The organism is Kitasatospora sp. NPDC051705 (assembly GCF_044453265.1).
Classification (GTDB): domain Bacteria; phylum Actinomycetota; class Actinomycetes; order Streptomycetales; family Streptomycetaceae; genus Kitasatospora.
Map to the genome: position 1 here is coordinate 1 of NZ_JBITCO010000042.1, position 14,994 is coordinate 14,994.

A 14,994-nucleotide genomic window follows, 5' to 3' on the forward strand; every position below is an offset into this window, starting at 1 on the left:
GCACCCCCATCACCTGGCCCACCACCACCCACCCCCGACCCCTCACCCTCCCCCACTACCCCTTCCAACGCCGCCGCTACTGGATCAACACCACCCCCACCAACACCACCGACTCCACCACCCTCGGTCTCGACCCCGCCGAGCACCCGTTCCTCGGCGCGGCGACCACCCTGGCGAGCGGCGACGGCATGCTGCTGACCGGCCGGCTGTCGCTGGAGTCCCACCCCTGGCTGGCGGACCACGCCGTTTCCGGGACCGTGCTGCTCCCGGGCACGGCACTGCTCGAACTCGCCCTGCACGCAGGCCGGCGGGCCGGCTGCGAGCGACTGGCCGACCTCACCCTGGAAGCACCCCTGGCCCTTCCCGCCCAGGGCAGCGTGCGCCTCCAGCTGGTCGTGGGCCGCCCCGACGGCACCGGCCGGCTCCCGCTGAGCATCCACTCCCGGGCTGCCAGCGAAGCGGCCGACTCGCCCTGGACCAGGCACGCCACCGGTCTCCTGGAAACGGACGCCGGCCCCTCCGCCCCGGTGGCCGAGCCGGCCTGGCCGCCAGCCGGAGCCGAGCCGGTAGCGATCGACGGACTCTACGAGCAACTCGCCGGAACCGGTTACGAGTACGGCCCGCTCTTCCAGGGCGTTCAGGCGCTCTGGAAGAGCGGCGACCAGGTGTTCGCCGAGGTCGCCCTGCCCGAGGAGGCGTACGACACCGCCGCCCGCTTCGGCCTGCACCCGGCGCTGTCCGACGCCGCCCTGCACCCGGCCGTCTCCGGCCCGCTGCGGGCCACCGAGCCCGGGGACAGCGAGCAGCTTCGGCTGCCATTCGCCTGGTCCGGTGTGACCCTAGGCGCGGTCGGCGCCACCACCCTGCGGGTCCGGCTGACCCGGGTGGGCGGGGACGCCTTCTCGCTCGTCGCCACGGACCCGGACGGGCAGCTGGTGCTGACGGCCGACTCGCTGGCGTTCCGTCCGGTCCCGGCGGCACAGCTCGCCGGAACCGGCCGTCCGCGCCCGGACTCCCTCTACCGGGTCGACTGGGCACCGCTCGCCACCGCGCCAGCCGCCGCACCCCGACTCGCCGTCGTGGGCGCCGACCCGGCAGGCCTCACGGCCTCACTGTCCGCCGAGCGCTACCCAGACCTCGCCGCGCTGCGCGCGGCGGTCGACGCCGGCAGCCCCGTCCCGGAGACCGTCGTCACCTGCTGGACCGCCCCCGCCGAGGACCCGGTGGACCTCGCTGCCGGAGCCCTCGCGACCGCCCGCCGCTCACTGGAACTGCTTCAAGACTGGCTCGCCGACGACCGATTCGGCGCAGCCCGCCTGGCCCTGCTCACCCGCCGGGCCGTGTCCAACGGGGCGCAGGACGGCCCCCAGGACGCCACCGACTTGCTGCACGCCCCTGTCTGGGGCCTCGCCAGGTCGGCCCAGACCGAGCACCCGGGACGCGTCGTCCTGCTCGACACGGACGACGACGAGCAGTCCCGCGCCATCCTCCCGTCCGCGCTGTCGTGGGCCGACGGCGAGCCGCAGCTCCGCGTGCGCCACGGCGAGTGCTCCGCGCCCCAGCTGGTCCGGGTGCCGCAGGGCGACGTGGACGCCGCACTCGACTCCCCCGTCGGGCTGGACCCGGAGGGCACCGTCCTGGTCACCGGAGCCACCGGGGCACTCGGCCGCGTGGTCGCCCGTCACCTGAGCGACCGGCACGGCGTGCGCCACCTGCTCCTGGCGGGTCGGCGCGGCCTCGCGGCGGACGGACTCGCCGATCTGGCCGAGGAGTTGGGCGAGCGCGGCGTGCGGGTCACCGTGGCGGCCTGCGATGTCGCAGACCGCGGACAGCTGGCCGAGTTGCTGGGCTCCGTCCCGGCCGCCCACCCGCTGACCGCGGTGGTGCATGCCGCGGGTGTGCTCGACGACACACCGGTGGATTCGCTGACCGAGGCCCAGCTGGAGCGGGTGCTGCGCCCCAAGGTGGACGCGGCCGTCAACCTGCACGAGCTGACCCGCTCCCTGGACCTGTCCGCCTTCGTGCTCTTCTCGTCGGTGGCGGGCGTGCTGGGCAACCCCGGCCAGGCCAACTACGCGGCGGCCAACGTCTTCCTGGACGCCCTCGCACGGCACCGGTCGGATCTGGGCCTGCCCGCGGTGTCCCTCGCATGGGGGCTGTGGGGCGAGGCCAGCGGGATGACCGGCCACCTCTCGGAGACCGACCTGCGGCGGCTCTCCCGCGCCGGGCTGACCCCGCTGTCCACGGCGGAGGGCCTGCGGCTACTGGACGTGTCGCTGGGCCTGCCGGCGGCGGCCCTGGTGCCGGCCCGGATCGACGTCGCGGCGCTCGCCGGCCGCGCGGCGTCCGGACCCGTTCCCCCGCTCCTGCGAGGCCTGGTCCGAACCCCGACCCGGCGCGCCGCCCGCGCGGTGGACGGCCCCGGCGACGGCCTGGCCCAGCGGCTGGCCCGCGTTCCCGCGGCCGAGCAGGAGGAGATCCTGCGCGAGCTGGTGCGCGCGCACGTCGCCTCGGTGCTGGGCTACGGTGACGGCCAACCGGTCGACCGCTCACGGGCGTTCAAGGACCTCGGCTTCGACTCCCTCACCTCGGTCGAGCTGCGCAACCGGCTCAACGAGGCCACGGGGCTGCGGCTGCCGGCCACCACGCTGTTCAACCACCCCACCCCGGACGCCCTGGTGCAGCGGCTGCGCACCGAGTTCACCGCCGACCCCGCGACGCCGGAACCGGCAGCCGCCCAGGCGACGTCGGCCGAGGCCGACGAGCCGATCGCGATCGTCGGGATGAGCTGCCGGTTCCCCGGTGGCGCCCACTCGCCCGAGGCCCTCTGGCAGCTGGTGGCGTCCGGCACGGACGCGGTCGGCCCGCTGCCCACCGGGCGCGGCTGGGACCTTGGCGCCCTGTACCACCCCGACCCCGAGCACCCGGGCACGTTCTACGCCACGGCGGCCGGGCTCCTGGAGGACGAGGTCGCGACCGGGTTCGACGCGGAGTTCTTCGGCATCTCCCCGCGCGAGGCGCTGGCCATGGACCCGCAGCAGCGGCTGCTGCTGGAGACCGCCTGGGAGGCGGTCGAGCGTGCCGGGATCGACCCGCGGTCCCTGAAGGGTTCCCGGACCGGCGTCTTCGTCGGCGCCATGGCGTCCGACTACGCCACGGCCGCCGCACCGGAGGAGCAGGGGGTCGAGGGCTACCTGCTGACCGGCACCAGCGGCAGCGTCCTGTCCGGCCGGCTGGCCTACACCTTCGGTTTCGAGGGGTCGGCCGTCACCATCGACACGGCCTGCTCGTCCTCGCTGGTCGCCCTGCACACGGCCGCGCAGTCGCTGCGCCGTGCCGAGTGCTCGATGGCCCTGGTGGCCGGCGTCACAGTGATGGCCACGCCGCGCACCTTCGTGGAGTTCAGCCGCCAGCGCGGTCTCGCACCGGACGGCCGGTGCAAGTCCTTCGCCGAGGCGGCGGACGGCACAGGCTGGGCCGAGGGCGCCGGCGTCCTGCTGGTGGAGCGGCTCTCCGAGGCCCGCCGCCACGGCCATCCGGTGCTCGCGGTACTGCGCGGCAGCGCCGTCAACCAGGACGGCGCCAGCAACGGACTCACCGCGCCCAGCGGCCCCTCCCAGCAGCAGGTCATCCTGGCGGCGCTGCGCGACGCGCGGCTGTCCGGGGCCGAGGTCGACGCGGTCGAGGCCCACGGCACCGGCACCAACCTCGGCGACCCGATCGAGGCCCAGGCGATCCTGGCCACCTACGGCCGGGAGCACGACGAGCAACAGCCGCTGTGGCTCGGCTCGTTGAAGTCGAACATCGGACACGCCCAGGCGGCGGCCGGGATCGGCGGGGTCATCAAGATGGTGATGGCCATGCGTCACGGCGTCCTGCCCAGGACCCTGCACGTCGACCGGCCCAGTACGCACGTGGACTGGAGTGCCGGCGCGGTCCGGCTCCTGACGGAGCAGCGGGACTGGCCCGACACCCAGCGCCCGCGCCGGGCGGGGGTCTCCTCCTTCGGCCTCAGCGGCACCAACGCCCACGTCGTCCTGGAGTACGACCCGCAGTCCGAGGCGGACACGCCGGACACCCGCGGGCAGCAGGCTCCGGGCGCGACGACCGTGGTGCCCTGGGTGCTCTCCTCGCGGACCGCGGACGGCCTGCGGGCGCAGGCCGAGCGGATGCGGTCGTTCGCCGAACAGCAGCCCGACCTGGATCCGACCGAGGTGGCCCGGGCACTGGTCTCCTCCCGAACCCTGTTCGAGCACCGCGCGGTGGTCACCGGCGCGGACCGCGAGGAGCTGCTGCGCGGCCTCACCGCGCTCACCCAGGGGGAGCAGCTGCTGGGCGCGGCCGACGCGGCCGTGCCCCCGGCCGGCCGGGTCGCCTTCCTGTTCACCGGTCAGGGCTCCCAGTCCGTGGGCATGGCCCGCGAGCTGTACCAGGAGTACGAGGTCTTCGCCCGCGCGCTGGACGAGGTCTGCGCGGCGCTCGGCCCGGAACTGACCGGCCCGCTCGCGGAGCTGCTGCTCGCCGAGCCGGCCCCCGCGCTCGACGAGCGGCTGGACCGGACCGGGTTCACCCAGCCCGCGCTGTTCGCCTTCCAGGTCGCGTTGTCCCGGCTGCTGGCGTCCTGGGGTCTGCGTCCCGACGCCGTCGCCGGGCACTCGGTGGGCGAGCTGGCCGCTGCCCACGTGGCCGGGGTGCTGTCCCTGGCGGACGCCGCCGCGCTGGTGTCGGCCCGGGCCGCCGCCATGGAGGAACTGCCCACGGGCGGTGCGATGGTGGCACTCCAGATGTCGGAGGCCGAGGTCCTTCCGCTGATCGAGGGGCGGGCCGCGGCGGTCTCGATCGCGGCGGTCAACGGCCCGTCCTCGGTGGTGCTGGCCGGTGACGAGGACGAGGTCCTGGCGGTGTCCGAGCTTGTGCGCGGGCAGGGCCGCCAGACCCGCCGGCTGCGGGTCAGCCATGCCTTCCACTCGCCCCACATGGAGCCCGCGCTGGATGCCCTGCGCTCGGCGGCGGCCGAGCTGGACCACGCTCCGGCGGAGGTCACGTTCGTCTCCGCGCTGACCGGTCGCCGGCTCGGCGCCACCGGGGCGGGCGACGGCGAGCCACTCGTCCTCGGCCCGGAGTACTGGGCGCGGCACGCCCGCGAGGCGGTCCGCTTCCAGGACTGCGTGCACGAGCTCGCCGACCTGGGCACGACCCTCTTCGTCGAGGTGGGCCCGGACGGCATCCTCACCGCGATGGCCCAGGAGGCCCTGGCCGGTCGGCCGGTCGAGGCCGGCTTCGTGGCGACGCAGCGCGCCGGTCGCCCGCGCGCCCACACCCTGGTGGAGGCGGTCGGCCGGGCGCAGGCCCTCGGTGCGGCGGTGTCCTGGACGGGTCTGCTGGGCGAACGGGCCGCCTTCCGCACCGCCGCCGAGCTGCCGACCTACGCCTTCCGGCACCGGCAGTACTGGCTCTCCCCGACCGGTGCGGTCGGTGCCGGAGTCGAGGCGGCCGGCCTGGTGCGGGCCGACCACCCGATGCTCGGTGCGGCGGTACCGCTCGCAGCCTCGACGGGGACGGTCTTCACCGGGCGGCTGTCCCCAACGACGCACCCGTGGCTCACCGACCACACCCTCCTCGGCGCGGTCGTGGTACCGGGCACGGCCCTGCTCGAACTCGCCCGGTACGCGGGCGCCGAGACGGGCTGCGCACGGGTGGCTGAGCTGGTGTTGGAGGAGCCCCTGGTCCTTCCCGACTCCGGTGCGCTCCTGCTGCAACTGGTGGTCGGGGACCCGGAGGAGGGCTCCGCGGACCGGCCGGTGCACGTGTACGCCCGTCCCGAGGACGCCGAGCCCGCCGACCACCCGGTCTGGACCCGGCACGCCAGCGGCGTCCTCCGTCCGGAGGACGCCGAGAACACCGACGGCACCGGCCTCGAGGTCTGGCCGCCGGCCGACGCGCGGCCCGTCCCCTCGGACGGACTGTACGAGCGGCTGGCCGACGCCGGATTCAGCTACGGGCCGTCCTTCCGCGGCCTGCGGGCCGCCTGGCGCCGGGGGGACGAGAGCTTCGTGGAGATCGCCGCCGCCGAGCCGTCGGCCGACCACGAGCACTTCGGCATCCGGCCGGCCGCGCTCGACGCGGCGCTGAACGCCCTCAAGCTCGGTGTGCTGACCGGCCAGGACGACGACCGGCTGCCGTTCGCGTTCTCCGGCGTCACGCTGCACGCGGCCGAGTCCGGCCCCCTGCGGGTGCGGCTGACACCGCGCGGCATCGACGGTTACCGGCTCCAGGCGGCTGACCAGGCCGGCCGGCCGGTGCTCTCGATCGACGAGGTGACGCTGCGCCGGCTGCCCGCCGGTGCCCTGGAGCGCTCCCGGATCGGCTCCCGGTCGCTCTACCGGCTGGACTGGGTGCCCGTCCCGAGCGCACCGCTCCCGGACCGCGACGGGTCCCGTTGGGCGGTCGTCGGCACGGCCGGGGCCGCGCTGGTGCCGAACGCCGGCACATACCCTGACCTGGCTGCGCTGCTGGCCGCCCTGGACGGCGGGGCACGGCTGCCGGAGGCGGTCGTGCTGGAGGCACCGGCCTCGCCGCCGGCCACCGGTGCGGACCCGGCCGAGGTCGAGCGGGCCGTGCTCGGCGTCCTGCGCACGGTGCAGGACTGGCTGGCCGATGACCGGCTCGTCGACACCCGGGTCGTGGTGGCGACCCGCGGTGCGGTCGGCGTCCAGGCCACCGACAGTGTGCCGGACCTGGCCGGCGCGGCGGTGTGGGGCCTGCTGCGCGCTGCTCAGGCGGAGCACCCGGGCCGGTTCCTCCTGATCGACCTGGCGGAACCGGCGGCCCCGGCCGAGCCGGGAGCGCTCCTGCTGCCCTCCGACGACGAGCCTCAACTCGCCCTACGGGACGGCATGTTGTACGCACCGAGGCTGGCCAGGGCGAACCTCGCCGCGCGGGACGTGGGTGTCGAGGGCGGCTTCGCCGCCGACGGCACCGTCCTGCTGAGCGGCGCCACCGGGGCGCTCGGCGGCCTGCTCGCCCGGCACCTGGTGAGCGCGCACGGCGTCCGGCGGCTGCTGCTGGTGAGCCGCCGCGGCCCAGCGGCCGAGGGCGCGGCGCAGCTGCTGTCCGACCTCGCCGAGCTGGGCGCCGACGCGGAGCTGGTGGCCTGCGACTTGTCCGACCGGAGCGCGGTCGACGGCCTGCTGGCCACCGTGCCGACCGGGCATCCGCTGACCGCGGTCGTGCACGCCGCAGGTGTGCTGGACGACGGCGTCATCCAGTCGCTGACCGAGCGGCAGGTCACCGAAGTCCTGCGGGCCAAGGTCGACGCCGCCGTCCACCTGCACGACGCCACGAAGGACCTGGGGCTCCGGACGTTCGTCCTGTTCTCCTCGGCCGCCGGCACGCTCGGCACGGCCGGACAGGGCAACTACGCGGCCGCCAACGCCTTCCTGGACGCGTTCGCCCGGCACCGTGCGGCGCAGGGGCTCCCCGCCACCTCGCTGGCCTGGGGCCTGTGGGCGCAGCACGGCGGCATGGCGGGCACCCTCGGCGACGCCGACCTGCGGCGCCTGGCCCGGGCGGGTGTGGCCGCGCTGTCCGACCGCGAGGCGCTGGAGCTCTTCGACGCGGCCTGCGCCGGCCCGGACCCCCTGCTGCTGCCGGTCCGGCTGGACCTGCCGGCCCTGCGGGCGCAGGGCGCCGACGCTCCGGCGATCATGCGCGGCCTCCTGCCGCGGCCGACTCGCCGGGCGGAGCGGGCCGACGGCCCGGCCGAGGCGCCGCTGACCGACCGGCTGGCGGACCTGTCGGAACAGGAGTCGGAGGCGGTGCTGCTCGACCTCGTACGGGCCCAGGCCGCCGCCGTGCTCGGGTTCCCGGACCCGAGGGCGGTCGGTGCGGAGCGCGGCTTCCTCGATCTCGGCTTCGACTCGCTGACCGCCGTGGAGTTCCGCAACCGGCTGACCCGGCTCACCGGCCTGCCGCTGCCGCCCACCGTGCTGTTCGACTTCCCCGAGCCGGTGCTGCTCGCCAAGCACCTGCGGGAGCTGCTGGCGGAGCAGGTCCGGGCGGTGCGGGGCGCGGACCCGGCGCCGGACTCCCTCGACGCCCTGGACCTGGACCGCCTGGAGGACTGGATCCTCCTGCGGCTGCAGGACGGCCCGGGCGAGGACGGCGTGGCCCGGCGGCTGCGCGACCTGCTGGACCGGGCGAACGCCGCCGACCGCCGCGCCAACGGCACAGACCTGGCCGAGCGGCTCGACGAATCGACCGACGACGAGATCTTCAACCTGATCGACAACGACCTCGGAGTGTCCTGATGAGCCTTTCGACACCTGCGTCGGACCAGCCGTCCGGACCTGGAGCAACCCCTTTGAGGAGTGGGACACCGGTGGGGAACGAGGTGAAGCTTCGCGGCTACCTCAAGCGGGTCACGGCCGACCTCCAGCGGACCCGGCAGCGGCTGGAGGAGGCGGAGGAGGCCGAGCGCGAGCCGATCGCCATCGTCTCGATGGCCTGCCGGTACCCGGGCGGGGTCGCCTCGCCGGAAGACCTGTGGGAGCTGGTCAGCGGCGGAAGCGACGCGATCTCGGGCTTCCCCGTCAACCGCGGCTGGGACACCGACGCGCTGCACGACCCCGACCCCGAGACCGTGGGGACGACGTACACCCGGTCGGGCGGCTTCCTGCATGACGCCGACCTGTTCGACGCCGAGCTCTTCGGCCTCAACCCGCGTGAGGCGACGGCGACGGACCCGCAGCAGCGGCTGCTGCTGGAGATCGGCTGGGAGGCCCTGGAGCGGGCCGGCATCGGCGTCCGGTCGGTCAAGGGCAGCGACACCGGGGTCTTCGTCGGCGTGATGTACAACGACTACGGCTCCCGGCTCCACACCGTTCCGGCGGACTTCGAGGGCTACGTCGGCGCCGGAAGCGCGCCGAGCATCGCCTCCGGCCGGATCGCGTACAGCTTCGGCCTCCAGGGCCCGGCCGTCACGGTGGACACCGCCTGCTCGTCATCGTTGGTGTCCGTGCACCTGGCTGCCCAGGCCTTGCGCCGGCGCGAGTGCTCGCTCGCGCTGGCCGGCGGTGTCACGGTGATGTCGTCGCCGGCAACGTTCGTGGAGTTCAGTCGGCAGCGCGGACTGGCCCCGGACGGCCGGTGCAAGGCCTTCTCCGCCGACGCCGACGGCACCGGCTGGGGCGAGGGCGCGGGCCTCCTGGTCCTGGAGCGGCTGTCCGACGCGCTGCGCAACGCTCACCCGGTCCTGGCCGTGATCCCCGGCTCGGCGGTCAACCAGGACGGCGCGAGCAGCCGGCTGACGGCGCCCAACGGGCCGGCGCAGCAGCGGGTGATCCGGCAGGCCCTGGCCTCGGCCCGGCTGGGCACCGCGGCGATCGACGCGGTGGAGGCCCATGGCACAGGCACCACGCTGGGCGATCCGATCGAGGTGCAGGCGCTGCAGGCGGTGTACGGCGCCGACCGGGACGGCGACCGCCCGCTGTGGCTCGGGTCGGTCAAGTCCAACCTCGGCCACACCCAGGCCGCCGCCGGCGTCGCCGGAATCATCAAGATGGTCATGGCGCTGCGCCACCAGACCCTGCCCCGCACGCTGCACGCGGAGCAACCGCTGCCGAACGTGGACTGGGCCGGCGGCGGCGTGGCGCTGTTGAACGAGAACCGCCCGTGGCAGCCCACCGACGGTCCGCGCCGGGCGGCCGTCTCGTCGTTCGGCATCAGCGGCACCAACGCGCACGTGATCGTTGAGGAGCACCTGGCCGAGACGACTTCGGTCAGCGCCGAGGCGGGTCCCGAGCGGATCGTGCCGCTTGCGTTGTCGGCCCGCACCGAGGAGGCGCTGCGTGGCCAGGCCGAGCGGCTCGGCCCGCTGTTGGAGACCGGAGCCCGGCTGGCCGACGTCGGCCTCTCGCTCGCCACCACCCGTTCGGCCTTCGAGCAGCGGGCGGTCGTCGTGGGCACGGACGCGCGGGAGCTGACGGAGGCCCTGGGCGCGCTGGTCCGGGGCGAGGAGGCGGCCGGACTCGTGCGCGGCACGGTCGCGACCACCGGCCGCACGGTCTTCGTCTTCCCCGGCCAGGGCTCCCAGTGGATCGGCATGGCGGCCGACCTCCTGGACGCCTCCGAGGTCTTCGCCGCGTCCGTGCGGCGCTGCGCCGAGGCGCTGCGCCCGTACACCGGCTGGGACCTGGAAGCGGTGTTGCGCGGCGGTGAGGGCGCGCCCTCGCTGAAAGCCGTGGACGTCGTCCAGCCTGCGCTGTTCGCGGTAATGGTCTCCCTCGCCGAGCTGTGGACCGCACACGGTGTGCGGCCCGCCGCCGTGATCGGCCACAGCCAGGGGGAGATCGCGGCGGCCTGCGTGGCCGGCGCGCTGACGCTCGACGACGCCGCCAGGGTGGTCGCCCTGCGGGCGCAGGCGCTGGCCGCGCTCTCGGGCACCGGCGGGATGGCCTCGATCGCCGCTGCGGCGGCCGAGGTGACGCCGCGTCTGGCCGAGTGGGCGGACCGGATCTCGGTCGCGGCGGTCAACGGCCCCCGCTCGACGGTCGTCTCCGGCGACCGCTCGGCGCTGGAGGAGCTGTGCGCGGCCTGCGAGAAGGACGGTGTCCGGGCGCGGATGATCCCGGTCGACTACGCCTCCCACTCGGACCACGTGGACGGCATCCGGGAGCAGATCGCCGAGGCGCTCGCCGGAGTGGCGCCGAAGCCGGCGCAGACGGTCTTCTGCTCCACCGTCACCGGGGCGCCGCTCGACGGTACGGCGCTCGACGCGGAGTACTGGTTCCGCAACCTGCGGCTGCCGGTCCGGCTGGAGGAGGCCGTCGGCACCCTGCTGGAGCAGGGGTACGACGCCTTCGTCGAGGTGAGCCCCCACCCGGTACTGACCGTCGGGCTGGAGGAGACCATCGAGGCCCGCGGCGCCGAGGCGGTGGTCTGCGAGACGCTCCGGCGCGAGGAGGGCGGGCCGCACCGGTTCCTGCTGTCCCTGGCCCGGGCGTTCGTCGGCGGCATCCCGGTGGACTGGTCCGCCGCCTTCGAGGGCACCGGAGCGCGCCGCATCGACCTGCCTACCTACGCGTTCCAGGGCCGCCGCTACTGGCTGGACCCGGCCGAGGCGCCGGCCGGCGCTGGCCGGCTGGGCCTGGCGGAGGCCGGACACCCGCTGCTGGGCGCGGCGATCCGGCCCGCGGCCGACGGCGAGGTGCTGCTCACCGGGTCGGTCGGGCTCGGCTCCCAGCCGTGGCTGGCCGACCACACCGTCTCCGGGGCAACCCTGGTGCCGGGCGCGTACTTCGTCGAACTCGCGCTCCACGCCGCCGGGGTGGCGGGCTGCGACCGGGTGGTGGAGCTCACCCTGGAGGCCCCGCTGGTGCTGCAGGACGAGGGGAGTGCCCGGCTCCAGGTCGTGGTGGGACTGGCGGACGGGTCCGGCGAACATACCGTAGAGATCTTCTCGGCGCCCGCCAGCCAAGGCGGCGATCCGTCCTGGACCCGGCACGCCGCCGGGCTGCTGGGACGCGGCGCGCCGGAGGAGGACGCCGGCTTCGCCGCGTGGCCGCCATCCGGAGCCACCGCCCTGGACGTCAGCGGCCACTACGAAGCGCTGGCCGAGCGCGGCTACCGGTACGGCCCGGCCTTCCAGGGGCTGCGGGCTGCCTGGCGGCGCGGTGACGAACTGTTCGCCGAGGTCTGCCTCCCCGAGGACCAGCGGGCCGGGGCCACCGGCTTCGGGCTCCACCCTGCGCTACTGGACGCGGCGCTCCACGTCATCGGCCTGGCCCTGCCCGACGGGAGCGGGACGCTGTTGCCGTTCTCCTGGGCCGGGGTGTCCCTGCGGGCGACCGGCGCCACGGCGCTGCGGGTCCGCATCGCCGGGGACGGGTCCGGCGCGTACGGGATCACGCTCGCCGACCCCACCGGAGTGGTGGGGTCCGTCGAGGCGCTCAGCCTGCGCGCGCTGGACCCCCAGGCGCTGACCCGCGATCCTGCGCTCGAGCACCTGTTCCGGATCGACTGGAGCACCCTGCCGGTGACCGTCGACGGATCGCACGCACCGCAGTGGGCCGTGCTGGGCACAGACCAGTCCGACACGGTGGAGGCGCTCGCTTCGGCGGGCGCCCGGGTCGCGGTCCACGCCGACCTCGCCGCGCTGATCGCGGAGGTCGAGGCGGGTGCCCCGGCTCCGGACGCCGTCTGGGCGGACGTCACCGGTGGTCCGGCGGCCGGCCCGCGTCAGGCCGCCGCCCGCGAGGCGGTGGAGCGGGCGCTGGAGCTGGCCCAGCTCTGGGCCGCGAGCGAGCACTTCCCACAGTCCCGACTGGTCTTCCTGACCCACAGCGCGGTCTCCACCGAGACCGGCGGACAGCGGCCGGACCCGGTCCAGGCGGCCGTCTGGGGCCTGATCCGCTCCGCACAGTCCGAGCGTCCGGACCGGTTCGTCCTCCTGGACACCGACGGCCGGGGCGCCTCGCACCTCGCTTCGCCGGCCGCGCTCGCCACCGGCGAGCCCCAACTCGCCCTGCGCGAGGGCACGGTGCTGTGCCCCCGGCTGGTCCGGGCGGACGGGCGGCGAGGCACGGCGCTGCGGGCGCCGGGCGGTTCGTCGTCGTGGCGGCTCGACTTCGCCGGACGGCGCACGCTGGAGCAGATCGCGCTCGTGTCGTGCCCGGAGGCGAACGCCCCGTTGCAGCCCGGGCAGATCCGGGTCGCCATGCGCGCCGCGGGCGTCAACTTCCGCGACGTGCTGATGACGCTCGGCATGGTGCCGCCCGCCGCAGGGCTGCCCGGCGGCGAGGGGGCCGGCCTGGTGCTGGAGGTCGGCGAGGGCGTGGCCGGGCTCACGCCCGGCGACCGGGTGATGGGCCTGTTCTCGGGTGGCATCGGTCCGGTCACGGTGGCCGACTCCAGGCTGGTCACCAGGATTCCCGCGAGTCTGTCGTACGCTCAGGCCGCCGCCGTACCGGTGGCGTTCCTGACCGCCTACTACGGTCTGGCTGACCTGGCGCGGATCCAGCCAGGAGAGTCCCTGCTGGTGCACGCCGCCGCCGGGGCGGTGGGGATCGCGGCGGTGCAACTCGCCCGGCACTGGGACGTGGAGCTGTTCGGCACCGCGAGCCCGCCGAAGTGGGACACCGTGCACTCCTGGGGCGTGCGCCGCGAGCACATCGCGTCCTCGCGCACGCTGGAGTTCGAGTCCCACGTGCGCACCGTGACCGGTGGTCGCGGCGTGGACGTGGTGCTCAACTCCCTGGCCCGCGAGTACGTCGACGCCTCGCTGCGGCTGCTGCGGCCGGGCGGCCGGTTCATCGAGATGGGCAAGACCGACATCCGCGACGCCGACCGGACCGCCGCCGACCACCCGGGCGTCGGCTACCGCGCCTTCGACCTGGGCGAGGCCGGGCCGGAACGGATCAAGGAGATGCTCGACGAGATCGCCGCCCTCTACGAGCGCGGCGTGCTCGCCCCCCTGCCGGTGGCTGCCTGGGACGTCCGGCACGCACCCGACGCCTTCCGCTACCTCAGCCAGGCCCGCAACGTCGGCAAGGTCGTACTGACCCTGCCGGCCGAGCCCCGCTCCGAGGGGACGGTCCTGGTGACCGGCGCCCTCGGCACGCTGGGCTCCCTGGTGGCACGGCGGCTGGTGACGCACCACGGGGTGCGCCGCCTGGTCCTGCTCGGCCGACGCGGCCTCGACACTCCGGGGGCCCGTGAACTAGTGGCCGAGCTGGCCCGCTCGGGGGCCGAGGCGGTGGTCGCCGAGTGCGACGCGGCCGACCGGGACTCACTCGCCCGGGTCCTGGACGCGATTCCCCCGGCGCACCCGCTCTCCGCCGTGGTGCACGCGGCCGGTGTACTCGACGACGGCGTCCTCACCGCGCTGACCCCGGAACGGGTCGACCGGGTGTTCCGGCCGAAGGTGGACGCGGCCGTGCACCTCCACGAGCTCACCCGCGACCTGGACCTGGACGCCTTCATCACGTTCTCCTCGGCGGCGGGCGTGCTCGGCGGCGCGGGGCAGGCCGGCTACGCCGCGGCCAACGCGTTCCTCGACGCGCTGGCCGCGGAGCGCCGGGCCGCCGGGCTCCCCGGACTCTCGCTCGCCTGGGGGCTGTGGGCCGAACGCAGCGGCATGACCGGGCACCTCGACGACACCGACCTGCGGCGGATCCGGCGCACCGGGCTGGCCCCACTGGAGACCGAAGAGGGTCTGGCACTGTTCGGAGCCTCACTGACGGCCCCGGATGCGGTGCTGGTCCCCACCCCGGTGGACGTCGCGGCGCTGCGGGAACAGGCCGCCGTGAACGCCCTCGCGCCCATCCTGCGGGCCCTTGCTCCGGCATCGGTGCGGCGCTCGGCCTCGGCCGACCCGGCGTCCCCGGTGGGCGGCGACACGATGGCCCACCAGCTGGCCCGGATGTCCGCCCCGGACCGCAAGCGCACCGTCCGCCAGCTGATCCGGAGCCAGATGGCGGCCGCCCTCGGGCACTCCTCGGCCGCGGCGGTCGACGGGGACCGTACGTTCAAGGAGTTCGGCTTCGACTCGCTCACCGGTGTGGAGTTCCGCAACCGGCTGGCCTCGGCCACCGGCCTGCGGCTGCCGGCCACGCTGGTCTTCGACGTGCCCACCCCGGTCGCGCTCGTCGACCACCTGCTCACCCGGCTGGCCCCGGACCGTGCCGCCGCCCCGGGGACGCCGGCGAGCGACCAGTCCCTGCTCGGAGAGATCGACCGCCTGGCCGACCTGCTGAACGCCACGGACCCGGCCTGCGACGAGAACGACACGGTGACCACCCGGCTGCGCGCGCTGCTGACCAGCTGGAACGACGCGCGGGCCCGGACCGACGCGGCCGGGACACCGGAGGAGGACCTCGGATCCACCGACGACCAGGCCCTGTTCGACGCCCTCGACCGCGAGCTCGGCATCGGATGAGCGCGCCGTCCCGCACCGGCCCGGCGTACGGGACCCGCCACCACCTCGCCTTCCGTACT

2 protein-coding genes are annotated in these 14,994 nt (G+C 75.4%); both read left to right on the forward strand.

The features are described 5' to 3' along the window. Positions 1-8,309 (forward strand): type I polyketide synthase (locus tag ACIA8Q_RS32185; RefSeq protein ID WP_396318181.1); only part of this gene is annotated, 8,309 nt, incomplete at its 5' end. Between the two features lie 71 nt (positions 8,310-8,380). Then, the gene (locus tag ACIA8Q_RS32190) at positions 8,381-14,935 is read left to right on the forward strand and encodes an SDR family NAD(P)-dependent oxidoreductase (protein ID WP_396318182.1); all 6,555 of its coding nucleotides are present in this window, start codon (positions 8,381-8,383) and stop codon (positions 14,933-14,935) included. Positions 14,936-14,994 lie beyond the last annotated feature (59 nt).